Source organism: Leucobacter sp. PH1c, from assembly GCF_000633415.1.
GTDB lineage: Bacteria > Actinomycetota > Actinomycetes > Actinomycetales > Microbacteriaceae > Leucobacter.
In genome coordinates, this window is sequence record NZ_AYMV01000041.1 from 1 (window position 1) to 22,655 (window position 22,655).

A 22,655-nucleotide genomic window follows, 5' to 3' on the forward strand; every position below is an offset into this window, starting at 1 on the left:
GGAACGCACCCTCACGCGGGCTGGTGATCGCCGGCACGGACGGCACCGTCAGGTCCACCGTCACTCCGACTGGGGCGCTCGTCGCCGTGTTCCCCGCGGAGTCCGTGGAGACCGCAGTGAGCGCATGCTCGGCCTCGGGAAGCGGAGCGGTCGGGGCGCATGACCATGCACCGTCGACCACGGTCGCCGCGCAGACCTCGGTGCCGTCCTCCGTTCGCACCACGATCGCGCTCTCGGTTTCGCCCGTGCCCGAGATGGCGGGCAGCACGTTGTTCGTGAAGGTGCCGTCCTCGGGTGCCGTGATCACGGGCGTCGTGGGTGGCGTCGTGTCGATCCGGATCGCCGTCGCGGTGCCGGTGCGCTCATTCCCCGCGCGGTCGCGTGCGACGGGGGTGAAAGCGTACTCGCCCTCGGTGAGCTCCGGATCCGCCGTGCAGGCCCAGGCCTCGTCGACCACCGTGGCCGTGCACACCGCGCCTCCGTCTGGGCCGAGGACGGTGACGGTGCTGCCGTTCTCGCCCGTGCCCGCGAAGGGGAGCGCGGTGGCGTTTGTGACCGTCCCCGCGGTGGGGGCGGTGATGACGGGAGCCTCCGGCGCGACGGTATCGATCGTCACGCTCACTCCGGCGCCCGCGGCGGCGTTGCCTGCCCGGTCTTTTGCGGTCGGGGTGAACACGTAGTCGCCGTCGGTGAACGGCGTCTCCGACGAGCACGCCCACTTCCCGTCCGAGGACGCCTTCGCCGCGCAGATGGCGGTGCCCTCCTGATCGGTCACGGAGACTGCGGAGCCCCCCTCGCTGGTGCCGGCGAAATCGAGGGCGGTCGTCTTCGTGGCGGAGCCGTCGACGGGCGTCGTGATGACGGGCTCCACTGGCGGGGTGAGGTCGAGCGTGACGGTGATGCTCGAGCCCGCGGTGACATTGCCCGCCGGATCGGTGGCCGTGGGGGTGAACGTGTGGTTGCCCTCGCCGTAGCTCACGGACGACGTGCAGCTCCAGGCGCCGTCGGTGACGGGGGCGGAGCAGAGCGCCGTGTTCGGATCCTTCGGGTTGGTGACGGTGACGGTGTTGCCGGTCTCGCCGGTGCCGGAGAACTCCGGGGCCGGCGAGTTGATGTGCGCACCGTCGGCCGGGCCGGTGAGCACGGGAGCGGGCGGCGGCACGGTGTCGATCGTGAGTGTGATCGGATCGCTCGTTGCGGTGTTCGTCAGGATCGTCGTCGAGACGACGGTGAGGATATAGCTGCGGTCAGGCACGCCGGAGCCCGGCTTCGCAGCGCAGCTCCAGGTTCCTCCGGGTTGCACCGTCGTGTCGCACCAGATCTTGCCGAACTGGTCCTTCACCAGGACCGTGTCCGAGGTGGAGCCCGTGCCGGAGAGCTCCGGGGCCGTGTTATTGATCGAGGAGCCATCCGAAGGAGTCGTGAGCTTCGGAACCGCGGGGACAAGGTGGTCGAATACGAGCACCTCGTGGGCGCTCTTCAAATTCGAGGCGAGAGGAACCCACGGTCCGGATCCCATGTACTGCCCCTCGGTGAAGCCATAGTCCCACCGATCGAGGATGCGGCCGTCGGCCGCGAAGTGGAACCTCTGAAAATCGCTGTCGGTGCAGACGGCAAACGTGACCTTGGCGCCATTCCACGTGGAGTTCGTGAGGCACAGGCCCGTGCTCTGCGAAACGATGGGGCCGGTCTGGCCGCGTGCGGGGAAGGTGAACAGCCCGCCGCCGGTGGGCTCGGTGCCCGACGGGCCGTTGGCGACCCGTTCGAGCGGATCTGTGTTCGGCCAGGCGTTCCAGGCCTTCGTGGATACCCCCGAGTACGTGCGGAACTCGCCGATGAGCCGGTCGCTCGTCGCCGCGGCCGCCGGGGTCGCGAGCCCGGGCAGCCCGGGCAGCACGAGGGTCATCGCGGTGACCGCGATCACCCCGAGCATGGCTCCGAGGGTGCGGGGCAAATGGCGGGTCCGCTTCATGCGACAGGCTCCACTTCTTGGCGACGACACGTTCTGCGTGGCACAGCTGTGCCCCGCAGTTGCAGTCTGCGGCTGCCGCTCCGGAACTAGGTGCCGGGTCCACCGTGATTGGGTGCTGCCCGCGTCCGCGCCTAGGTGGCGGCCGATCGCGGCGCCCCGTCCGCGCGCTCGGAGTTCTCGTGCGCGCCCCGGCCGTGCTACATTCTTCTCATTCGATCGATCGATCGATCGAATACAAGAACGCGCGGCGGATCGCCTCGCCGGGGAACGACCCCACTGACAAAGGAGTGAGTGAGATGAAGCAGCACGCAGCGACACGGATCGGAGCGGTCGTCCTCGCGATCGCCGCAGGCGCCCTCGGGCTCGCCGGCTGCAGCGCAGCCGCCGGCGCGCAGCCCGCGTCGGGCGGCGACGCGAGCGGCCTGACGACGATCGAGCCGGGAACCTTCACCTGCTCGATGAGCGGCGAGTACCGCCCCTTCAACTACTTCGACGAGACGGGCACGCTCGTCGGCTTCGACGTCGACATGTGCACCGCGATCGCCGAGGAGCTCGGGCTCCAGGCGAAGCCGGTCTCCGCGCCCTTCAACTCGCTCATTGGCGGCCTGCAGGCCGACCGCGCCGACGCGATCATCGGCTCGCTCGCCGCCACCGAGGAGCGCAAGCAGCAGGTGCTGTTCACCGAGCCGTACTACGAGACGGGGGCCTCGCTCTTCGTGCCCGCCGACTCATCGGTCGCCTCGATCGCGGACCTCGACGGGGCCACGGTCGGCGTGACCCTCGGCACCACCTTCGAGGAGTTCGCCCGCGAGCAGGCGAACATCGCCGAGGTGAAGACCTACCAGGCCGATCCCGACGCGCTGAAGGATCTCGAGACGGGCCGCATCGACGGCGTGATCACCCAGGGCTTTATCGGGAACTACCTCGCGAAGAATGCCGGCTTCGCCGTCACGGAGGTCGGCGACGTGCTCATCCCCGATGTCGCGGCGATCGCCGTCGGCAAGAAGAACACCGAGCTGCGCGATGCGATCGACGTGGCGCTCGCCACCCTGCGCGAGAACGGCACCTACGACGCGCTGAGCCAGGAGTGGTTCGGCGAGAGCCTGGGCTAAGCCCCAGCCCACCCACCGAAACGAAAGAACGAGAACTCACTGATGGAATTCCTCCAGTCGCTGCTGTCGAGCTGGCCGGTCTTCGTGCAGGGCCTCGGGGTCACGCTCGCACTGACGGTGCTGACGCTGATCTTCTCGCTGATCCTCGCCGTGCTCATCACGGCGATGCGGCTCAGCGGGAAGAAGCCCCTCGTCTGGTTCGCCACGGCGTACCTGGCGGTCATCCGCGGCGTCCCCCTGATCGCGCTCCTGTTCGTGATCTACTTCGGCATCGTGTCCGTCGTGAAGGTCGAGGCCTTCACCGCGGCGGTCGTCGGCCTCAGCATCCACACCTCCGCCTACGTCTCCGAGATCCTGCGCTCCGGCCTCGCCTCGGTGCCGAACGGTCAGGTCGAGGCCGCGCGCTCGCTCGGCATGAGCCGCACCCGCACCCTGCAGAAGGTGGTCGGCCCGCAGGCGATCCGCGTGGTCGTCCCGGCCCTCGCCAACCAGGCGATCATCTCGCTCAAGGACAGCTCGGTCGCCGCGTTCATCACCGTGGGGGAGCTCTTCATGACAGCGCAGCGGCTGTCGGCCGCCTCGTTCGAGCCGCTGACCTACTACAGCATCGTCAGCATCTACTATCTCGCGATCGTGGGGCTCATGACCCTCGGCGTGAACCGCGTCGAAGCGTACTTCCGGAAGCGAGGATAACCCGCATGACCACCACCCTCCCGGCCTCGGCGGCCACCGGCACCACCCCGCGCGTGCGGATCCGCGACGCGGTGAAGCGCTACGGCGACCACACCGTGCTCGACGGCGTCAACCTCGACGTGGCCTGCGGCGAGGTCACCGTGCTCATCGGCCCCTCCGGCGCCGGCAAGAGCACGCTGCTGCGCTGCATCAACGGCCTCGAACGCCTCTCCGGCGGCTCGGTCGAGATCGACGGCGCCCACCTCGACTACCGCGAGCGCACCCTGAACGCCATGCGCCAGGACGTCGGCATGGTGTTCCAGTCCTTCAACCTGTTCCCGCACCTCACCGTGCTGCAGAACATCACCCTCGCCCAGCTCTGCGTCGCGAAGCAGGAGCGCGGCGCGGCCGAGGAGACCGCGCTGCAGCTGCTCGACCGGGTCGGCCTCGCCGCGAAGCGAGACGCCTACCCGCGCTCGCTCTCGGGTGGGCAGCAGCAGCGCGTGGCCATCGCCCGCGCGCTCGCGATGAAGCCGAAGCTCATGCTCTTCGACGAGCCCACCTCGGCGCTCGACCCTGAGCTCGTGGGCGAGGTGCTCGCGGTGATGCGCGAGCTCGCGCAGGAGGGGATGACCATGGTCGCCGTGACGCACGAGATGCGCTTCGCCCGGCAGGTGGCCGACACGATCGCGCTCGTCGCCGACGGCAACATCCAGGAGCAGGGCCCGCCCGAGCGCGTGCTCGACGACCCCCAGTCGGAGCGCGGGCGCGCGTTCCTGCGCCAGATCACGGAGGAGGGGTGAGCGCCTCGGCGCCCCCGGACCCGGCCCCGGATCCGCGCGCGCTCTTCGGCGACGCCGCGGACTATCCCGCGGCAACGGAGCTCGTGCGCTGCTCGATCACCGGTGAGACCGCCGCGATCGAGCTGGCCCGACCCGAGCGCCTGAACGCGGCCTCCGCCGAGCTCATCTGGGGCCTCGCGCACGCCCTGCACCGCGTGCGCGAGGCGGGGTGCCGTGCCGTCGTCCTGCGCGGCGCGGGCCGCGCATTCTGCGCCGGGCACGATCTCAAGGCCCCGCCTCTCCCGCGCCACTCGCCCGCGGCGCGGCTCCACCTCGACCGGCTCCAGTTCGTCAGCCGCACGCTGCGCGATCCCGAGCTCGTCTCCGTCGCGAACGTGCACGGCTTCGCCTACGGCGCCGGCATCGAGCTCGCCCTCAGCTGCGATTTCGTCGTTGCCGAACGCGGCACGCTGTTCCGCTTCCCTGAGGTGTCGGTTGGCCTCTCGGTCACGGGCGGGATATCGTTCTACCTTCCGCAGGCGATCGGGATGCCTCGGGCAAAGGAGCTCATCATGCTGGGAGAACCGTTCGACGCGCAGACCGCCGTCGAGCTCGGCATGATCACCCGCATCGCCGACGGCGACGCCCGCCACGAGACGAGCGACCGGATCCTGGCGCGGATCGTCGAGCTGCCGCACGCCGCGTTGGCGCTCGCCAAGGGCACGATCGAACGCGTGTTCGCCGCAGACGCGGAGCGCGCCATGTGCCTGGAGATCGAGAACGGGCTGCGCACGGGCGGCGCGGCAGAGGCCGAGCGGGCACGCGCCCGGTTCAGCGGGCGCGCGTGAGCCCCGCCCAGCTCCCGGCACTCGCGGGGCGCGTGGTGCAGGATCTCGCGCAGCCGCCCGGCTTCGTGCGCATCCCGCTCGACGCCGCGGCCGACATCGGCGGCCTCGTGGAGCGTGCGGCCCGGCTCTGGCCCGAGCGCGTGGCCTGGCGCTTCGACCCGAGCGGGGAATGGCTGAGCTTCGCCGAGGTCGAACGGCGCACCCGTGCGCTCGCCGCCGCGCTCGCCGCCGACGGGATCGGCCCGGGGGACCGCGTGGCGCTCCTCGCGCCGAACAGCCCGGCGTTCCCCCTCAGCTGGATCGCGCTCGCGCGGCTCGGCGCCACCACGGTGCCGGTGAACGTGCGCTACCGCCGTCGCGACCTCGCCCACGTGCTCCGGGCGAGCGCGCCGAAGCTGCTGCTCGCCGCGCCGTGCGCGCTCGAGACCGCGGCGGCAGCGGCGGCCTACGCCGAGAGCTCCGTGCGCGTGGTCGACCTCGACGCGTACCTCGCGGCAGCGGGCGGCAGCGCCGCCGATCCCGGGCTCCCCGCCGATCCCGGGCTCCCCGCCGACACTGCGCTCCCCGCCAGCGCCCCCGGACCCGACGCCGTCGCGAACATCCAGTTCACCTCGGGCACCACGGGGCCGCCCAAGGGCTGCGTGCTGAGCCACCGCTACTGGCTCGCCCTCGCCTGGACCCTGATGCGCGAGGCGCCCGGCATCACCGCCGAGGACGTGCTCTTCACGGCCCAGCCGATGTCGTACATCGATCCGCAGTGGAATGTGATCGTCGCGCTCGCCGCGGGCGCCGAGCTCGTCGTCGCCGACGGCTTCCACCCCACCACCTTCTGGGAGCGCGTGCGCCACTACGGCGTCACCTACTTCTACTGCCTCGGGCTGATGCCCGTGCTCCTCGAGCGCATGCCGCCGAGCCCCGAGGACCGTGCGCACCGCGTGCGGCTGATCCAGGCCTCCGCGATCCCGCCCGCGCTTCACCGCACGCTCGAGGAGCGCTGGGGCGCCCCCTGGCTCGAGGCCTTCGGCATGACGGAGACGGGCTCCGACCTCTTCATGCCCGAGATCGAGGGCTCCCGCTTCGCGGCGAGCAGCTGGATCGGCGTGCCCCGGGCCCACCGCGAGGCCGCCGTCGTGACCCCCGCGGGCGACGTCGCCCGGGCGGGGGAGCGCGGCGAGCTCTGGATCCGCGGCGACGGCCTCTTCCTCGGCTACCTCGGGGAGGAGGACCGCGGATCGGATCCCGACGCGTGGTTCCCCACAGGCGACATCGTGCAGCACGACGGCGCCGGGCGCATCGCCTACGTCGGCCGCACGAAAGACATGATCCGCCGTTCCGGGGAGAACGTCTCGGCCGTCGAGGTGGAGAGCGTCATCACGGCGCACCCCGCCGTGCAGGTCTCGGCCGTGACCGGGCTGCCCGACGAGCTCCGCGGCGAAGAGGTCGCCTGCTTCGTACTCCGCGAGCCCGGTGACGCGCGCGCCGACGCCGAGCTGTTCCGCGATCTGGCCGAATACTGCGCTGCGGAGCTCGCGAGCTTCAAGATTCCCCGATACTGGAAAGCGGTAACGAAGTTCCCGCGGACGGCTTCCGAACGCGTGGCGAAGCACAGGCTCTCGGAGTCGCTCGATCGATCGAGCTTCTGGGACTTGCGAAGCGAGAGGTAACCCCAGATGACGAGCCCGGCCCTGAACGAACTGCAGCAGCTCGCCGTTCCCGCCCTCCCCACCGGCACCCACCTGCGCGTGCTCGAAGCGGCGCTGCACCTCTTCGCGCGCAACGGCTACAACGCCACGGGCATCCGCGAGATCGCCACCCACAGCGGCCTCACCTCCTCGACGCTGTACCACTACGCGGGGACGAAGGATCAGCTGCTCGCCCAGATCCTCGGCGACTCGCTCGAGCGGTACACGATCGCCTCCGAATTCCTGAACGAGCACTGCACCGATCCCGCCGAACTGCTCGCGCAGCTCGTCTGGCTGCACGTCGTGACGCACGCGCTGCAGCGCGATTCCGCGCTCGTCGGCGACTCAGAGATCGACAACCTCGGCCCCGAGGATCGCGCGCGCGTGGTCGCCCAGCGCGACCACTACGAGCGGATCTGGCAGGACGCCATCCGCCGCGGCGTCGCGAGCGGCAGCTTCACCGTGCGCGACGAGCGGATCGTGCGCCTTGCGCTGCTCGAGACCTGCACGAGCGTGTCCCACTGGTTCTCGCGCGACGGGGAGCTCTCGGCCGCCGAGGTGGCCGACCGCTTCATCGACATCGCGTTCGCGATGCTGCGCCACGAACCGAGCGGCACCGAGATCCCCACGGGCGACGATCACCTCGCCGGTGCCCTCGTGAGCCGGGTCTGGGGCATCAGCGCTGACGAGTACGCCGGGCGGGCGACCGCCGCCCGCTCCGACACCGACGACGGGAGTTCCTCATGACCGACACTGCTGCCACTGATGCCGCTGCCACCGCTGCCACCGCTGCAGCGTCCGCACGCGCAGCCGCACCCGTGCCCGGCCCCGGAACCGCGGGGCTCGCCGGCCCCGGCGCCGGGCGCTGCGCCATCGTGACGGGCGGCGGGCGCGGGATCGGCCGCGCCACCGCCCGCGAGCTCGCCGCCCGCGGCTGGGCCGTGGCCCTCTTCGACCTCGACCCCGCCGGGCTCGACGAGACCGCCCGGCTCATCCGCGAGGCAGGCGGGCGCGCCGCGGGCTTCGCCGTCGACGTGTCCGACGAAGACGCCGTGGCCGCGGGCGTCGCCGCGGCGGCCGCCGAGCTCGGAGCGCCCCTCGTACTCGTGAACAACGCGGGCGTGCTGCGCGACGACTTCCTCTTCCGCGCCACCCTCGACGACTGGGACCTCATCATGAACGTGCACCTGCGCGGGGCGTTCCTCATGAGCCGTGCCGTGCAGCGCTTCATGGTCGAGGCCGGCTGGGGGCGCATCGTCAACCTGTCGAGCACCTCGGCGCTCGGCAACGCGGGGCAGAGCAACTACTCGGCGGCGAAGGCCGGCATCCAGGGCCTCACCAAGACCCTCGCGCTCGAGCTCGGCAAGTTCGGGATCACGGCGAACGCCGTCGCCCCCGGATTCATCGCGACCGACATGACGCGCGCGACGGCCGCGCGCCAGGGCATCACCTTCGAGGAGCTCGCCGAGCGCGTCTCGGCGGCCACCGCCGTGCGCCGCATGGGCGATCCCGCCGATATCGCGCACGCGATCGCGTTCTTCGTCGCAGAGGAGAGCAGCTTCGTCTCGGGGCAGGTGCTCTACGTCTCGGGCGGGCCGAATGCCTGATCCCGCACCCGTCGAGTTCGCGGGGCTCGCCGCCCTCCGCGCCGCCGCGGGCCGCGAGCTGGGGCCGAGCGGCTGGTTCGCCGTGACCCAGGAGCGCGTCGACGACTTCGCCCGCGTCACCGAGGACTGGCAGCCCATCCACTGCGACCCGGCGGTGGCCGCGGCGAGCCTGTTCGGCGGCACGATCGCGCACGGCTACCTCTCCGTCGCGCTGCTCTCGCGCTTCGCCCGCGAGCTGTACACGATCACCGGCACGCGCACGGTGGTGAACTACGGGCTCGATCGCGTGCGCTTCCCCGCGCCGCTGCGCGTGGGCGCCCGGGTGCGCGCCCGGGCCCAGATCGGCGCGGCGGCCGAGCGCGGAGCGCTGCTCGACGTGCCCGTCACCTACACGCTCGAAGCGGAGGGCGAGGCGCGTCCCGTGCTCGTGGCCGAGACCCGGATCCTGGTCGACGCGGCCTGAGCGCCGCGGCCTCGCCCGCGCACGATAGGATGGAGCGTTAGCGAGGCAGGCGAGAGGAGACCGGGAATGGCGAAGCAAGAGGTCGAGCTGGGTCCGACCGGCCGGCCCGAGCGGGTCATCCCGGCACCCGCCAAGCTCGAGCGTCACGGCCCCGCGCGCATCATCGCGATGTGCAACCAGAAGGGCGGCGTCGGCAAGACGACGAGCACGATCAACCTGGCTGCGGCGCTCGCGCGCTACGGCCGCCGCGTGCTGGCCGTCGACTTCGATCCGCAGGGCGCGCTCTCAGCGGGTCTCGGTGTGCCCGCGCACGACGTCGTGACGATCTACGACCTGATGCTCGGCAAGGAGAAGGATCCGCGCACCGCGATCCAGCCCACCGCCACGCCCGGCCTCGACGTGATCCCCGCGAACATCGACCTCTCCGCGGCCGAGGTACACCTCGTCACCGAGGTGGCCCGCGAGCAGATCCTCGGCGGCGTGCTCCGCAAGGTCGCCGACGACTACGACGTGATTCTCGTCGACTGCCAGCCCTCGCTCGGCCTGCTCACCGTCAACGCGCTCACCGCGAGCCACGGCGTGCTCATCCCGCTCGCCTGCGAGTACTTCGCGCTGCGCGGCGTCGCCCTGCTCGTCGAGACGATCGACAAGGTCAAGGACCGCCTCAACCCGGCCCTCGAACTCGACGGCATCCTCGCCACGATGTACGACTCGCGCACGCTGCACGCGCGCGAGGTGCTCGAGCGCGTGGTGGACACCTTCGGCGACAAGGTCTTCGACACCGTCATCGGCCGCACGGTCAAGCTGCCCGACGCGCAGATCGCGGCGCAGCCGATCCTCGACTACGCGCCGTCGAACGCGGCGTCCGAAGCGTATCTGAAGCTCGCTCGCGAGCTCGTGCAGCGGGGCGTGGTCGCCTAACCACGATCATGGCAGCGCTCGACACGAACCAGGAGCCGGGCGTGCGCGATGCGCCCGGCTCGTCGAGCGCGCCCGAAGCGTTCCGGGTCTCGCTCGAAGTCTTCGATGGTCCGTTCGATCTGCTGCTCAACCTCATCGGGAAGCACGAGCTCGACATCACCGAGGTGTCGCTCAGCCTCGTCACCGACGAGTTCATCTCCTACCTGCGCTCGCTGGAGGGGCAGGGGATCATCGAGCTGGATCGGGCCTCCGAGTTCCTCGTGGTCGCCGCCACCCTGCTCGACCTGAAGATCGCGAGCCTCCTGCCGCAGGGCGAGGCCGTCGACGCCGAGGACATCGCGCTGCTCGAAGCGCGCGACCTGCTCTTCGCGCGGCTGCTCCAGTACCGGGCGTTCAAGCAGGCGAGCGCCTGGTTCCAGGAGCGGCTGCTCGCCGAGGACGCCAGGCACCCGCGCCTCGTACCGCTCGACCCGAAGTACCGGGAGCGCGGACCCGAGCTCGTGTGGACGCTCTCCGCCGCGGACTTCGCGGCGATCGCCACGCTCGCGTTCGCGCCCCGCGAGATCCCCACCGTCGGCCTTGACCACCTGCACGCGCCGCTCGTGTCGATCCGCGAGCAGGCCGCCGTCGTCGTGGCCGAGCTCCGCGGCTCGGGCGCGCGCACCTTCCGCGAGCTCATCGCTGGGGTGTCCGAGCGCGGCGTGGTGATCGCGCGCTTCCTCGCGATCCTGGAGCTGTACCGGCGCGCCGCCGTGGTCTTCGAGCAGGCGGAGCCGCTCGGGGAACTCATCGTGCAGTGGACGGGCGAGGAGTGGTCCGACGACGAACTCGCAACCCTGGGGAGCGACTATGACTGAGCCCGCCGTGCCCGCAGCGCCCCCCGCGTCCGCGATGCCCGCAGCCCCCGCGACGCCCGCCGACAGCGCCGCTGAGGAGCTCGCCGCCGCGCGTGCGGCGCACACGCTCCCGCAGCAGCTGGAGGCGCTCCTCATCGTTGCCGACGAGCCGCTCAGCGCCGTCGCGCTCGCCACGGCGACCGACCACCCCGTGCGCGAGGTGCGCGCCGCGCTCACCGCGCTGGCCGCGGCGTACGACGGCGACGACGCCGCCACCGCGCGCGGTTTCGAGCTGCGCGAAGTGGGCGGCGGGTACCGCTTCTACGTGCGCGAGAGCCTCGACCCGATCGTGGCCGACTTCGTGCACCAGCAGACCCCCGCGAAGCTGTCGCAAGCGGCGCTCGAGACGCTCGCCGTCATCGCGTACCGCCAGCCCATCGCCCGCGGCGCGATCGCCTCGATCCGCGCCGTGAACGTCGATTCCGTGGTGCGCACCCTGCTCGCCCGGGGCCTCATCACCGAGGTGGGGCACGACCCGGAGACCACCGCCACGCTGTACGGCACCTCGGAGGCGCTGCTCGGCTATCTCGGCATCGGAGACATTTCGGAGCTGCCGCCCATCGCGCCGCTGCTCGACGATCCACTGGAAGGTTTTACACATGAGTCGCAATGATCAGGGAGTCGGCGGGTCGTTCTCCGTCGACGGCGGAGCCGCGGAAGTGGACCTCGCCGAGTTCGGCTGGGATCCCGCAGCCCGCGCCGCGGCGCTCGGCGACCGCGCCGAGCAGCCCGAAGACTTCGGCGACGAGCCGCGCCGCGACGCGGACGCCGGGGAGGACGACGGCCGCGTGCGCCTGCAGAAGGCGCTCGCGCACGCCGGGATCGCCTCGCGCCGCGCGTGCGAGACGCTCATCACGAGCGGCCGCGTCTGGGTGAACGGGACGGCCGAGCGCGAGCTCGGATCCCGCATCGACCCGAGCACCGACGAGGTGCGCGTCGACGGGGTCGTCGTGCAGCTCGACGCCACGAAGCGCTACTTCGTGCTGAACAAGCCGACCGGCGTCGTCTCGACCATGAGCGACGAGCACGGCCGCCCCGACCTGCGCGAGTTCACCGAGCAGTTCGAGGACCGCCTGTACAACGTCGGCCGACTCGACACGGACACGAGCGGCCTCCTCATCCTCACGAACGACGGGGAGCTGGCCCACCGCCTCGCGCACCCGAGCTTCGGCGTGCAGAAGACGTACGTCGCGAAGGTGCGCGGCCGCGTGACGCCGGCGACGATCCAGCAGCTGAAGGACGGCGTCGAGCTGAAGGACGGCCCGATCCGTGCCGACCGCGCGAAGCTGCTCCCCGGCGGCGCGGGCAAGTCGCACTCGCTCGTCGAGCTGACCCTGCACTCGGGCAAGAACCGCATCGTGCGCCGCATGCTCGCCGAGGTGGGGCACCCCGTCGACGAGCTCGTGCGCCGCCAGTTTGGCCCGCTGCACCTCGGCACGCTGCGCGTGGGCGAGATGCGTGAGCTCGCTCCCGCCGAGCGCGGGGCCCTCCTCTCCGCCGGGCCGGACGACTGGCAGGGCGGCACCGACGCTGAGGCACAGGACGCCGCGAAGAAGAAGCCTCGCTCGCGGGCGGGCTGGGCAAAGAGCTCGGTGACCGCCGGGCGCCCCGGCGACGGGAAGGGCGCGAAGGGCATGCGCGGCATCGCGGCGCGCGGCAACCCGCACGGGCGCCGCGCGGGCGAGGCCGAGCGCGACGAGCGCCGCGGCGGGCAGCGCTCGGGCGACCGGGATCGCGATCAGCGCGGCGAGCGCGGCTTCCGCGGTGGCGATCGGGATCGGGACCAGCGCGGGGGAGCACCCCGCGGGAACCGCTCCGGTGGCCGCGAGCGCAGCCAGGACCGCGACCGGAACTGGGAGAGCGACCGCAACCGTGATCAGCGTGGCGGCCGCTCCGGCGGGCGCGAGCCGTACCGCGGCGACCGGGAGCGCGACCAGCGCGGCTTCCGCGGGAACGACCGCGGCGCGGACCGTGGCGCCGCCGGTGGCCGGGATCGCGACTTCCGCGGGAACGATCGTGCCGACCGCTCGGATCGCTCGGATCGCTCGGATCGCTACGATCGCTCGGACCGCTCGGACCGCTCGGACCGCTCCGATCGTTCGGACCGCTCGGCTCGTGACCAGCGCGACACCCGTGGCGGCGCGCCCCGTGGCGGCGCGCCCCGAGACACTCGGGGCCGGCGATGAGCGCCCTCGCGCCCCGCGCGGGGCTCGCCAGCGCGGCACCCGCCGCGCGCACCCGCGGTGCGGTCCACGTGATCGGCTCCGGGCTGCTCGGCGCGAGCGTCGGCCTCGGGCTGCGTGAGCGCGGCGTCGATGTCACGCTGGAAGACCTCTCGCCCACCACGGTGGCGCTCGCCGCGGACTACGGCGCCGGCCGCGTCCGCACGGCCGAGGATCCGGCCCCCGCGATCGTGGTGATCGCGACCCCGCCCGATGTGACCGCCGACGCCGTCGAGCGCGCGCTCGCCACCTACCCCAGCGCGGTCGTCACTGACGTCGCGAGCGTGAAGCTCGCCCCGCTCCAGGAGCTCATGCGCCGCGGGGTCGACCTCACGCGCTACGTGGGCTCCCACCCGATGGCGGGCCGCGAGCGCGGTGGCGCGATCATGGCCCGCGCCGATCTCTTCACCGCGCGCCCCTGGGTGATCTGCCGCGACGCGGACACCCCCGCCGACGCCCTCGCACTCGTCGAGGACGTGGCCCTCGACCTCGGCGGCGTGCTCATCGAGATGACCCCCGAGGAGCACGACCGCTCCGTCGGGCTCGTCTCGCACCTCCCGCAGGTGGTGTCGAGCCTCCTCGCCGCCCGCCTCGTACCGGCAACGGATCAGGCGATCGGGCTCGCAGGGGCCGGGCTGCGCGACACCACGCGCATCGCGGCGAGCGATCCCGAGCTCTGGATCCAGATCCTCGGCGCGAACCAGCAGCCCGTCACCGAACTGCTCGACGCGCTCGCCGCAGACATCGCGGCGTTCGCCGACGCGCTCCGCGATCCCGAGCAGGCGGGGGCGAAGCGCCGCATCGCCGATCTGCTCTCGGCAGGCAACGCGGGCGTCGCCCGGATCCCGGGCAAGCACGGCTCCTCCGAACGCTTCACCACGATCACCGTGCTGATCGACGATACGCCCGGTCAGCTCGCACGTCTGCTCACCGAACTCGGAGAACTGGGCATTAACATGGAAGACTTGCGTCTGGAGCACTCGCCGGGCGCTCAGATCGGCTTCGCAGAGATCGCGGTGCTGCCCGAGGTGGCGGAGCGCGCGGTGGCCGATCTCGTCGAACGCGGATGGAGGACGCTGTGATGCACGCTGGACACGAGTCGGGAGCCGTCGCCCCGATCCTCGTCGCGATCGACGGACCCGCGGGCAGCGGCAAGTCGAGCGTGTCGCGGACAGCGGCGGATCGGCTCGGCTTCGGCATCCTCGACACGGGCGCGGCCTACCGCGCGCTCGCGTGGACAGCGCAGCGGCTCGGGATCGACCTCGACGACGCGGCCGCCGTCGAGGCGCTGCTCGGCGCGTGGAACTACCGCATCACCCTGCGCGGCGCGCAGCAGGTGACGGTCGCGGTGCCCGGCAGCGCGGAGGCCGCGGCCGCCGAGCTCGACGCACCGCACGACATCACCGCCGCGATCCGCGATCACGCGGTGAGCGGGCAGGTTAGCCGCGTGTCGAAGCACCCCGCGGTGCGGGAGCGGCTGAACGAGATGTTCCGCCGCACGGTCGCCGAGTCCGGGCTCCCCGGCGTGGTGATCGAGGGGCGCGACATCACCACCGTCGTCGCACCGGACGCGCCGGTGCGGATCCTCCTCACGGCCTCGCCCGAGGTGCGCGCCACGCGCCGCGCGGGCGAGCTGCCCGGGCTCTCGCCCGAGCAGGTGCTCGCCGATCTGCACGCCCGCGACGCGAAGGACGCCCTCGTGGTGGACTTCTTCACCCCGGCACCCGGGGTCACGCTCGTCGATACGAGCGACCTGAACTTCGAGCAGTCGGTGCAGGCTGTCGTCGATATCGTACGAGCGGCGCAGGGCGTCGCGGAAGAGAGCGAATGATGAGCACGGAACAGCACGGCGCACCCGGCGCCGAGAACGAGACGGAGGTGTTCGACGTCTCCGCGATCGACGACTCCGAGGTGATCGTCGGCGAGGGCTACGATCCCGAGCAGGACGGCGTCACCGACGAGGAGCGCCTGCGCGCCATGCGCTCGAACCTCGACGGCTTCGACCTCGAAGACGACGACATGGTGCTTGTCAACGAGGACGGCGAGTTCCTCGGCTTCGCGGAGCCCGCGGCCGAAGCCCTCCCGGTGGTCGCGATCGTCGGCCGCCCGAACGTCGGCAAGTCGGCGCTCGTCAACCGCATCCTCGGCCGCCGCGAGGCCGTCGTCGAGGACCTCCCGGGCGTCACGCGCGACCGCGTGAGCTACCCCGCCGAGTGGACGGGCACGCGCTTCACGCTCGTCGACACCGGCGGCTGGGAGCCCGACGCGAAGGGCCTCGACGCCTCCGTCGCGCTGCAGGCCGAGGTGGCCATCGAGCTCTGCGACGTCGTCATGTTCGTCGTCGACTCCCGCGTGGGGCCGACCGCGACCGACGAGCGCGTCGTGCAGCTGCTGCGCCGCACGAACAAGCCCGTGTTCCTCGTGGCCAACAAGGTCGACGACCTGGTGCAGGAGCCCGAGGCGGCCCAGCTGTGGTCGCTCGGTCTCGGCGAGCCGCACGCCGTCTCCGCCCTCCACGGCCGCGGCGTGGCCGACCTGCTCGACCAGGTCATCGCCGCGCTCCCCGAGGAGTCCGCGGTCGCGCAGCCGAAGCTCGCCGGCCCCCGCCGCGTCGCGCTGCTCGGCCGCCCGAACGTCGGCAAGTCGAGCCTCCTGAACAAGGCCGCGGGCGAGGAGCGCGCCGTCGTCTCCGACATCGCGGGCACCACGCGCGATCCCGTGGACGAGCAGGTCGAGATCGCCGGGCGCGTGTGGACCTTCGTCGACACCGCCGGCATCCGTCGCCGCGTGCACCTGCAGAAGGGCGCCGACTTCTACGCGACGCTCCGCACCGCCGCAGCGCTCGAGAAGGCCGAGGTCGCGGTCGTGCTCATCGACGTGACCCAGGAGATCAGCGACCAGGATCTGCGCATCATCGACCTCGTCCTCGAGTCGGGCCGCGCCCTCGTGCTGGCCTTCAACAAGTGGGACATGCTCGACGACGACCGGCGCCGTTACCTGGAGCGGGAGATCGAGCAGGATCTCGCGCACGTCGACTGGGCGCCCCGCGTGAACATCTCGGCGCGCACCGGCCGCCACCTCGAGAAGCTCGTGCCCGCGCTCGAGACGGCCCTCGAGTCCTGGGACACCCGCATTCCCACGGCCAAGTTCAACGCCTTCATCGCCGAGCTGGTGCAGGAGCACCCGCACCCGCTGCGCGGAGGCAAGCAGCCGAAGATCCTGTTCGGCACGCAGGTGCAGAACCGGCCGCCCACGTTCGTGCTCTTCACCTCGGGTTTCCTGGATCCCGGCTACCGCCGCTTCATCCAGCGCCGCCTCCGCGAGACGTACAACTTCGAGGGCAGCCCGATCGTGCTGAACATGCGCATCCGCGAGAAGCGCCAGCGCGTGTAGCGTTCGCGTGCCGGTGCCGCGTGCTGCGGCGCGGGCGCACCGCACGCCGCGGGGCGGGGGAGCTGAGGCTCTCCCGCCCCGCGGCGTTTTGGTGCTCCCCAGCCAGGCTGCTCTACGCTGAGCGGATGCAACAGGACCGCCCGGGCGCCGCCCGCACACTCACCCCGCTCGAGCGGGCGATCGACCGCGCGGCGCACCGCCTGCTCGCCGACGCACCCGCCCGCGGGGCGCGCGCCGTGCTGGTCGAGTGCGTCGTCTTCGTCCTGAAGCAGGCGTGGGCGTGCGTTTTCGGCGCCCTGCTCCTCGCCGTGATCGTCGCGGCGCGCCTCTGGTACCCCGACGACGCGGCGCTCGCCCGCAACGACGCGCTCACCATCGCCGCGATCCTGATCCAGGTCGGGATGCTCGTGTTCAAGCTGGAGAGCGGGCGCGAGCTCTGGGTGATCGTGCTCTTCCACCTCACGGGCACCGCGATGGAGCTGTTCAAGACCGACGTGGGCTCCTGGTCGTACGAGCAGGCCGGCGTGCTCCACATCGGCGCGGTGCCGCTCTTCAGCGGATTCATGTACGCCGCAGTCGGCTCGTACATGGTGCGCGTCTACCGCCTGCACGGGCTCCGCTTCTCCCATTACCCGCCCGTCTGGGCGACGACGCTCGTCGCCGCGGCCATCTACGCGAACTTCTTCACGCACCACTTCATCGTCGATCTGCGCTGGGTGCTGCTCGCCGCCGTCGCGCTGCTCTGGTGGCGCACCGTGATGCACTTCCGCCTGTACCGCGTGACCCTCCGTGCCCCGCTGCTTCTCGTGTTCCTCGGGGTCGCGGTGTTCATCTGGCTCGCCGAGAACATCGCCACCTGGGGCGGCGCCTGGCTCTACCCCCACCAGGAGGGCGGCTGGGAGCTGGTCTCGCCGCAGAAGCTGATCGCCTGGTTCCTGCTCATGATCATCTCCGTCGTGATGGTCACCTGGGTGTACCCGCCGCGCGAACCGGATCCTGAGCCGCCGGAGCCCGAGCAGCCCGGTGCGCCCGGTGCGCCCGGCGCCGGGAGCGCGGGGTGACGCGCGCGCTGCGCTCGCCGCTCTGCTGGGCGATCCTCGCGTTCGCGGTCGCCGTCCCGTGGGCGCTCGTCGGCGACGGCACGGCCTTCGGCCCCGTGGTCTCCGGGCTCCTCGCCGGGTTCTTCCTCGCCTACGCGGTGCTCGGGGCCTCCCGCAGGCTCCTGCCGCCGCGCGCTGACCTCGTGCTGCACCCGGCGCTCGCGGCGGCGCTCGGGCTCGTCGGGGTGTTCGTCGTGCCCGAGCTGCCTCGGATCATGGCGTGGCTGCGCGGCTGGGCGCCGCAGCCGGTGGTCGCCGTCGCCCCGGTGTTCGGCATGGCACTCGTGAGCTTCGCGGGTGTTGTGTGGTTGCTGCTCCTCGCCCGCGCTGTCGCGGCGATCCCGAGCCGGGACCGGCGGGAGCTCCCGGCGCCCGGGTGGGAGGCCCTCGCGCGGGGCGCCGAGGCGCGGTTCACCGCGGTGCCCATGACCCGCCGCGCCTACGGGTGGGTGCTCGCTGCGGTCGGCGCCGTCCTCGTCATCGCGCTGGGTGCGGTGTTCGTCTTCGCCGAGCCCGTGCTCTGGTGGTGGGCGCCGAAGCTTGTCCTGCTCGTACTCGGCATCGGCATCGTGCTGCCGATCGTGCTCGTCGCCCGCGCGGCGCTGCGCGCGCGGGGCCGGGAGTACCGCGTGGCCTTCGTGGGCGAGTGCATCGAGCTGCGCGCGCCCGACGAGCGCATCGTCCTGCCGCTCCGGGCGCTCGACGAGCTCGTGTGGTGCGCGTCCGGCGACGGGGCCCGGCTCGAACTCCGCGCGGGGGAGCGGCGTATCTCGCTGCTCGTCGGCATCGCCCGGCCGCTGCCGGGGCTGCTCGCGGGCCTGCCCCCGCTGTCGCGCCGCGTGCGCGCGGCGCTGGCCGAGGCGGGGCTTGCTGAGCAGCCCACCCGCCGTGGTTGGAGCGGCGCCCCCTCCGCGCACCCAGTGCACCGCTACGTGCGCCCGGCTGCCCGCTAGCGGGGCCACCGCCTCGGAACGCGGAACGGCCCGGGCCACCAGCGAGTGGTGATCCGGGCCGTTCCCGACTGCTCGGGCCGCGCGGGCCAGGTGCCGCCTAGAACCAGGCGAAGGGGAGCACGATCAGGCCGAAGCCGAGCGCGATGATCCCGATCAGGATCCCGAGCGCCGTGAAGCCGAGCATGATCCCGTTGAGCCACACGCCCCAGAGCGCCAGCGTGCGCTCGGTGGTGCGGCGACGCAGCGCGAGGATGCTGAACACGAGGCCCGCGATCGGGGCGATGAAGGTCCAGCTGCTCACGATCGACGCGATGCCGAGCACGAAGCCGACGATCGCGAAGACCCGGCCGTTGTCGCCCTCCTCGGCGGGGGCCGAGGACGCGGGGACCGACCCCGCGGGGGAGCCCGGTGCGCCGGTCGGGGCGCCGGGGGCGTAGCCGCCCGAGAACGGGGCCTGCTCGGCGCCCGCCTGGGGTGCCGCACCGAACTGCGGTGCGCCGCCGGTCTGGGGCGCGGCATCCGTCGCTGCCGCCAGCGCGGCCTCGCCTGCGGGGATGACGATCGTCTGGTCCGCAGCGGCGTCGACCGTGGTGGGGGCGGTGCCGGGGAGGATCGCGGTGGTGGTCATGGTGCTCTCCTTTCGAGCGGTTGTCGGGGAGGGTGGCTGCCATCCCGTCCTGATGCTTCCAAGGTATTGCGGCACCCCGGTGCTGCGCGTCCCCCCGGGGTGCCGGGCGGCTCGTACCTGAGTACTGTCCCGCCCCACCCGGCCCCCGGGGGAACCCTGACGCGCCGCCTAGTGCGAGACCTTCGAGAGGTCCGTGCCCTTCGGCGCGATGAGGAACACGGCGGTGGCGACGGCGAACATGATGACCGCGCCCGCGATCCCCGTCGCCTGCAGCGCGTGGGTGAACGCGACCCCGGCCTCCGATGCGAGCTCGGGCATGCCCAGCTGATCCGCGATCGAGACGGCCGCGCCGAGCGACTCCTGCGCCTGCGCGCCCAGCTTCGGATCGACGCCAGCGAGCGCGTCCGAGGCGAGGAACTCCGCGCGGTAGAGCAGCGCGGAGATGCTGCCGAGGATCGCGACGCCGAGCACGGCGCCGAACTCGTAGGAGGTCTCCTCGAGCGCCCCGGCGTTGCCCGCCTTCTCCTCGGGGGAGCCGTGCATGATCATCGCCGAGGCGATCGCGAGCGAACCGCTGCCCGCACCGACGAGCGCGAGCGCGATGATCACGGTCGTGATGGTGAGCGTGCCCGGCTGGACGCCGACGAGCAGCATGCCGACCCCGGCGAAGCCGATCCCGCCCGCGAGCACCGCGCGCGCCCCGATGAGCCGCGCGAGTGGCGGTGCGGAGAGCGACGCGATGGCGCCGGCGATCGCGATCGGGAACAGGCGGATTCCGGCCTCGACGGGCGAGGCGCCGTCGACGAGCTGCATCCACTGCGCGATGAGGAGCAGCGCGGCGATCATCGCGAACGTCGAGCCGAGCGCCGCGAGGATGCCGGCCGAGAACTCGCGATTGCGGAACAGCTGCAGGTCGAGCAGCGGGGCGTCGCTGCGGATGCAGCGCACCACGAACCAGGCGAGCAGCGCAGCGCCCGCGGCGAAGGCGATGAGCGCCTCGGGCACGAGGAAGCTCGCCTCCTTGCCGAAGGTCTTGATGGCCCACACGAGGAGCGTCATGCCCACGAGGGAGAGGATCGCGGCGATCGCGTCCCAGCGGCCCGGGTGCGCGACGCGCGACTCGGGGAGAATCCAGAGCCCCGCGATCACGCCCGCGAGCATGAGCGGCACGTTGATGAGGAACGCCGCGTGCCACGAGAAGTGCTCGAGCAGCACGCCGCCGATGAGCGGGCCGACGGCCGCGCCCAGGCTCGACACGGCCGCCCAGATGCTGAGCGCGGTGGCGCGCTCCTTGGGGTCGGCGAAGATCACGCGGATGAGCGACAGCGTGATCGGCATGATCATGGCGCCGCCGACGCCGAGCAGCGCGCGGATCCCGATCACGCCCTCCGCGCTGTTCGCGAAGAGGATGAGCAGCGAGGCGCCGCCGAAGATCGTGTAGCCGAGCAGCAGCATGCGCTTGCGGCCCCAGCGGTCGGCGATCGCGGCGAACGAGACCAGGAGGCCCGCGAGCACGAGGGAATAGACGTCGATGATCCAGAGCTGCTGATCCGACGAGGGGTGCAGCTCGGCCGCCATTTCGGGCAGCGCGATGTTCAGGATCGTCATGTCCATGGTGATCACGAGCAGGCTGGCCGTGAGCACCGCGAGAGCCGCCCAGCGGCGGCCGCGGCTGAACTGCTGCGGGGGCGCCTGGGGTGCGGGATGGGGGGACATGGTCTCCTGCCTTTCTGGGAGTGGAGCGTTGGGTACAACGTGGGGTGGGGCCCGAGTGGGGCCGGGCGGGCCCGTGTGGGGCCAGGCGGGCCCGAACGAGGTTCGGGCGGAGCCCAGGATCCGAGGCCCGCGGCGCTGAGCGGCGGTGGTGCCGAGCGGCGGTGATGCCGAGCGGCGGTGGTGCCGAGCGGCGGTGGTGCCGAGCGGCGGTGATGCCGTCGGGCGAGTGGCGCGGTGCGCGCCGTGCTGCGGAGTGCAGCGGCGGGGCGGGCCCTCGCGCGGGCCGCGGGAACGTTCGCGGGGAACGGCCTGCGGCTAGGGGTGCGCGGGGCCCGAAGTTCGTCGAAGTTCGGGGGTCTCGGGCAGGTGGCTCAGGGCGAGGAACGCGCGGGTGAGGTCCTCCCGGGAGAGGGGCTCCTCGCGCAGCCCCGCGTGCACCGTGGCGCCGTCGAGGTACACGGAGAGCGCGACGGCAGCGGGGCGGCCGATGTGGTCGGTGAGCATCTCGATGAGGCGGTCGTTCCAGCGCAGCGCGAGTGCGCGGACGCGGGGATCGGTCGTGCCGCTCGTGATGAGGGCGATCTCCGCGTGGACGGCCCGTCGGTCGTGGAGGAACGCGAGGATCTCCGTGACGGCGCGGCTCGGATCCTCCGTGATCTCGGCGACGAACGGTTCGATGGCTTTGAGCGCCTCGTCGATCTCGTCGGCCAGCTGCTGCAGCGCGGCCTCGCGGAGCTCGTCGATCGATGCGAAGTGCTGGGTCGTGGAGCCGAGGGGCACCCCGGCGCGGGCGGCGATCGCCCGGTGCGTGAGCGCAGCGACCCCGTGCTCGGCGACGAGCGCGGTCGCAGCGTCGAGGATCGCGCGGCGGCGACCCTCGGGATCGCGGCGGCGCGGCGCGGCGGTGCGTGCGGGCGCGGCTGCGGGTGCGGCGGTGGGCGCAGGCGCGGCGGTGGGCGCCGCGGTCTGCGGATGCGTCTCCGACATGGCGTCCTCCGTTCCTGCCCGCGCGTGCCTGGGGTCGTGCCTGGGATCATGCCTGGGCTCGCGCCGAAGCTTGATGTACTTATGTACATGTACTTTTGTACATTACCGGGCCCCGGTGCGCAAGATGACAGTTTCATGCAATCCCGTGCCGTTCGTCGGCGGATACAGATAGCGTGGATCCTGGCCGACCGCCGTGTGGTGGTCCGGCCCCAAGGAGGAAACGCACAATGGCTCAGATCAGTACGGCCGACCTGTACGACGAGCGCGGTGACGAGCTGCAGTCGGTAGCGCTGCAGTTCCAGAACATCGGCGGCATGAGCGGCTTCACCGGCGTGGTCCGCACGGTCCGCTGCTTCCAGGACAACGCCCTGCTCAAGCAGGTGCTCTCGACGCCCGGCGATGGTGCCGTGCTCGTCATCGACGGGGCGGGCTCGCTCGCGACGGCGCTCGTGGGCGACGTGATCGCCGGCCTCGCGGTCGACAACGGCTGGGCGGGGCTCATCGTGAACGGCGCGATCCGCGACCGCGTCGCGATCGGTACGCTGCCGTTCGGCGTGAAGGCGCTCGGATCGAACCCCGCGAAGTCGACGAAGACCGGCGCTGGCGAACAGGACGTCCCGGTGGAGATCGCCGGCGTCACGTTCCGCCCCGGCGCGCAGGTCTGGTGCGATGAAGACGGGATCCTCGTCGAGCACTAGGAT

General features: G+C 72.1%; 21 protein-coding genes and 1 pseudogene. 18 read left to right on the forward strand and 4 right to left on the reverse strand.

Features of this window, described 5'->3' with window-relative positions; all coding sequences use genetic code 11:
• The coding region (locus U874_RS0112470) for an Ig-like domain-containing protein (RefSeq protein WP_198525853.1) at positions 1–1,972 on the reverse strand (1,972 nt) is incomplete at its 3' end.
• A 296-nt stretch (positions 1,973–2,268) separates the two neighbouring features.
• Here U874_RS0112470 and U874_RS0112475 point away from each other — a divergent pair.
• The 17 genes and pseudogenes from U874_RS0112475 to U874_RS0112555 all read left to right on the forward strand — a co-directional run bounded on the left by U874_RS0112475 (position 2,269) and on the right by U874_RS0112555 (position 18,623).
• Positions 2,269–3,084: a transporter substrate-binding domain-containing protein gene (locus U874_RS0112475; protein ID WP_025134871.1), complete on the forward strand. Its 816-nt coding sequence runs from the start codon at positions 2,269–2,271 to the stop codon at positions 3,082–3,084.
• Between the two features lie 42 nt (positions 3,085–3,126).
• Positions 3,127–3,777 carry an amino acid ABC transporter permease gene (locus U874_RS0112480; protein ID WP_025134872.1) on the forward strand — a complete coding sequence of 217 codons (651 nt, stop codon included), beginning with the start codon at positions 3,127–3,129 and terminating at the stop codon, positions 3,775–3,777.
• Between the two features lie 5 nt (positions 3,778–3,782).
• The gene (locus U874_RS0112485) at positions 3,783–4,559 is read left to right on the forward strand and encodes an amino acid ABC transporter ATP-binding protein (protein WP_051582918.1); all 777 of its coding nucleotides are present in this window, start codon (positions 3,783–3,785) and stop codon (positions 4,557–4,559) included.
• Complete coding sequence (locus tag U874_RS0112490; RefSeq protein ID WP_025134874.1) at positions 4,556–5,386, forward strand: enoyl-CoA hydratase/isomerase family protein; 831 nt, start codon at positions 4,556–4,558, stop codon at positions 5,384–5,386. Before U874_RS0112485 ends, U874_RS0112490 begins: the two co-directional genes overlap by 4 nt.
• Positions 5,383–7,050, forward strand: coding sequence for an AMP-binding protein (locus tag U874_RS0112495; RefSeq protein ID WP_025134875.1), 1,668 nt, complete (start codon positions 5,383–5,385; stop codon positions 7,048–7,050). Before U874_RS0112490 ends, U874_RS0112495 begins: the two co-directional genes overlap by 4 nt.
• Before the next feature lie 6 nt (positions 7,051–7,056).
• The gene (locus U874_RS0112500; protein ID WP_025134876.1) at positions 7,057–7,815 is read left to right on the forward strand and encodes a TetR/AcrR family transcriptional regulator; all 759 of its coding nucleotides are present in this window, start codon (positions 7,057–7,059) and stop codon (positions 7,813–7,815) included.
• Entirely contained in the window at positions 7,812–8,675 is an 864-nt protein-coding gene (locus U874_RS0112505; protein WP_025134877.1) for an SDR family oxidoreductase, read from the forward strand. Before U874_RS0112500 ends, U874_RS0112505 begins: the two co-directional genes overlap by 4 nt.
• Positions 8,668–9,138, forward strand: a complete 471-nt coding sequence (locus U874_RS0112510; RefSeq protein ID WP_025134878.1) for a MaoC family dehydratase — start codon at positions 8,668–8,670, stop codon at positions 9,136–9,138. The genes U874_RS0112505 and U874_RS0112510 overlap by 8 nt, the downstream gene beginning before the upstream one ends.
• Before the next feature lie 66 nt (positions 9,139–9,204).
• Positions 9,205–10,059, forward strand: coding sequence for a ParA family protein (locus tag U874_RS0112515; RefSeq protein ID WP_025134879.1), 855 nt, complete (start codon positions 9,205–9,207; stop codon positions 10,057–10,059).
• Between the two features lie 8 nt (positions 10,060–10,067).
• On the forward strand, positions 10,068–10,916 hold the full coding sequence (locus tag U874_RS0112520; RefSeq protein WP_025134880.1) for a ScpA family protein: 849 nt from the start codon (positions 10,068–10,070) through the stop codon (positions 10,914–10,916).
• A gap of 34 nt (positions 10,917–10,950) precedes the next feature.
• The gene (scpB, locus tag U874_RS0112525; RefSeq protein ID WP_025134881.1) at positions 10,951–11,568 is read left to right on the forward strand and encodes an SMC-Scp complex subunit ScpB; all 618 of its coding nucleotides are present in this window, start codon (positions 10,951–10,953) and stop codon (positions 11,566–11,568) included.
• A gap of 175 nt (positions 11,569–11,743) precedes the next feature.
• A pseudogene (locus U874_RS15845) lies at positions 11,744–12,451 on the forward strand (pseudouridine synthase); the annotation flags it as partial.
• A 686-nt stretch (positions 12,452–13,137) separates the two neighbouring features.
• The gene (locus U874_RS0112535) at positions 13,138–14,259 is read left to right on the forward strand and encodes a prephenate dehydrogenase (protein WP_025134883.1); all 1,122 of its coding nucleotides are present in this window, start codon (positions 13,138–13,140) and stop codon (positions 14,257–14,259) included.
• Positions 14,259–15,008, forward strand: a complete 750-nt coding sequence (gene cmk / locus U874_RS0112540; protein ID WP_036058178.1) for a (d)CMP kinase — start codon at positions 14,259–14,261, stop codon at positions 15,006–15,008. Before U874_RS0112535 ends, cmk begins: the two co-directional genes overlap by 1 nt.
• Positions 15,009–15,154: 146 nt before the next feature.
• Positions 15,155–16,570, forward strand: a complete 1,416-nt coding sequence (der, locus tag U874_RS0112545) for a ribosome biogenesis GTPase Der (RefSeq protein ID WP_232755924.1) — start codon at positions 15,155–15,157, stop codon at positions 16,568–16,570.
• A 125-nt stretch (positions 16,571–16,695) separates the two neighbouring features.
• Positions 16,696–17,631: a DUF817 domain-containing protein gene (locus U874_RS0112550; protein WP_025134886.1), complete on the forward strand. Its 936-nt coding sequence runs from the start codon at positions 16,696–16,698 to the stop codon at positions 17,629–17,631.
• Positions 17,628–18,623: a hypothetical protein gene (locus tag U874_RS0112555; RefSeq protein WP_025134887.1), complete on the forward strand. Its 996-nt coding sequence runs from the start codon at positions 17,628–17,630 to the stop codon at positions 18,621–18,623. The genes U874_RS0112550 and U874_RS0112555 overlap by 4 nt, the downstream gene beginning before the upstream one ends.
• A 97-nt stretch (positions 18,624–18,720) precedes the next feature.
• On the opposite strand, the gene U874_RS15850 is transcribed toward U874_RS0112555, so the two are convergent.
• From U874_RS15850 to U874_RS0112570, 3 genes are all read right to left on the reverse strand, one after another.
• On the reverse strand, positions 18,721–19,251 hold the full coding sequence (locus U874_RS15850; RefSeq protein WP_025134888.1) for a hypothetical protein: 531 nt from the start codon (positions 19,249–19,251) through the stop codon (positions 18,721–18,723).
• Between the two features lie 168 nt (positions 19,252–19,419).
• Positions 19,420–20,967 carry an MFS transporter gene (locus U874_RS0112565; RefSeq protein ID WP_025134889.1) on the reverse strand — a complete coding sequence of 516 codons (1,548 nt, stop codon included), beginning with the start codon at positions 20,965–20,967 and terminating at the stop codon, positions 19,420–19,422.
• A 315-nt stretch (positions 20,968–21,282) separates the two neighbouring features.
• The gene (locus tag U874_RS0112570; protein ID WP_025134890.1) at positions 21,283–21,954 is read right to left on the reverse strand and encodes a TetR/AcrR family transcriptional regulator; all 672 of its coding nucleotides are present in this window, start codon (positions 21,952–21,954) and stop codon (positions 21,283–21,285) included.
• Positions 21,955–22,181: 227 nt separating this feature from the next.
• On the opposite strand from U874_RS0112570, the gene rraA reads away from it, so the two are divergent.
• Positions 22,182–22,652 carry a ribonuclease E activity regulator RraA gene (rraA, locus tag U874_RS0112575; RefSeq protein ID WP_025134891.1) on the forward strand — a complete coding sequence of 157 codons (471 nt, stop codon included), beginning with the start codon at positions 22,182–22,184 and terminating at the stop codon, positions 22,650–22,652.
• Positions 22,653–22,655 lie beyond the last annotated feature (3 nt).

Excerpts from the sequence above, each read along its gene's own strand:
- U874_RS0112475 (WP_025134871.1), top strand. The coding sequence starts at position 2,269 with ATGAAGCAGCACGCAGCGACACGGATCGGAGCGGTCGTCCTCGCGATC.
- U874_RS0112480 (WP_025134872.1), top strand. The coding sequence starts at position 3,127 with ATGGAATTCCTCCAGTCGCTGCTGTCGAGCTGGCCGGTCTTCGTGCAG.
- U874_RS0112485 (WP_051582918.1), top strand. The coding sequence starts at position 3,783 with ATGACCACCACCCTCCCGGCCTCGGCGGCCACCGGCACCACCCCGCGC.
- U874_RS0112500 (WP_025134876.1), top strand. The coding sequence starts at position 7,057 with ATGACGAGCCCGGCCCTGAACGAACTGCAGCAGCTCGCCGTTCCCGCC.
- U874_RS0112505 (WP_025134877.1), top strand. The coding sequence starts at position 7,812 with ATGACCGACACTGCTGCCACTGATGCCGCTGCCACCGCTGCCACCGCT.
- U874_RS0112510 (WP_025134878.1), top strand. The coding sequence starts at position 8,668 with ATGCCTGATCCCGCACCCGTCGAGTTCGCGGGGCTCGCCGCCCTCCGC.
- U874_RS0112515 (WP_025134879.1), top strand. The coding sequence starts at position 9,205 with ATGGCGAAGCAAGAGGTCGAGCTGGGTCCGACCGGCCGGCCCGAGCGG.
- U874_RS0112520 (WP_025134880.1), top strand. The coding sequence starts at position 10,068 with ATGGCAGCGCTCGACACGAACCAGGAGCCGGGCGTGCGCGATGCGCCC.
- scpB (WP_025134881.1), top strand. The coding sequence starts at position 10,951 with ATGCCCGCAGCCCCCGCGACGCCCGCCGACAGCGCCGCTGAGGAGCTC.
- U874_RS0112535 (WP_025134883.1), top strand. The coding sequence starts at position 13,138 with ATGAGCGCCCTCGCGCCCCGCGCGGGGCTCGCCAGCGCGGCACCCGCC.
- cmk (WP_036058178.1), top strand. The coding sequence starts at position 14,259 with ATGCACGCTGGACACGAGTCGGGAGCCGTCGCCCCGATCCTCGTCGCG.
- der (WP_232755924.1), top strand. The coding sequence starts at position 15,155 with ATGCGCTCGAACCTCGACGGCTTCGACCTCGAAGACGACGACATGGTG.
- U874_RS0112550 (WP_025134886.1), top strand. The coding sequence starts at position 16,696 with ATGCAACAGGACCGCCCGGGCGCCGCCCGCACACTCACCCCGCTCGAG.
- U874_RS15850 (WP_025134888.1), bottom strand. The coding sequence starts at position 19,251 with ATGACCACCACCGCGATCCTCCCCGGCACCGCCCCCACCACGGTCGAC.
- U874_RS0112565 (WP_025134889.1), bottom strand. The coding sequence starts at position 20,967 with ATGTCCCCCCATCCCGCACCCCAGGCGCCCCCGCAGCAGTTCAGCCGC.
- U874_RS0112570 (WP_025134890.1), bottom strand. The coding sequence starts at position 21,954 with ATGTCGGAGACGCATCCGCAGACCGCGGCGCCCACCGCCGCGCCTGCG.
- rraA (WP_025134891.1), top strand. The coding sequence starts at position 22,182 with ATGGCTCAGATCAGTACGGCCGACCTGTACGACGAGCGCGGTGACGAG.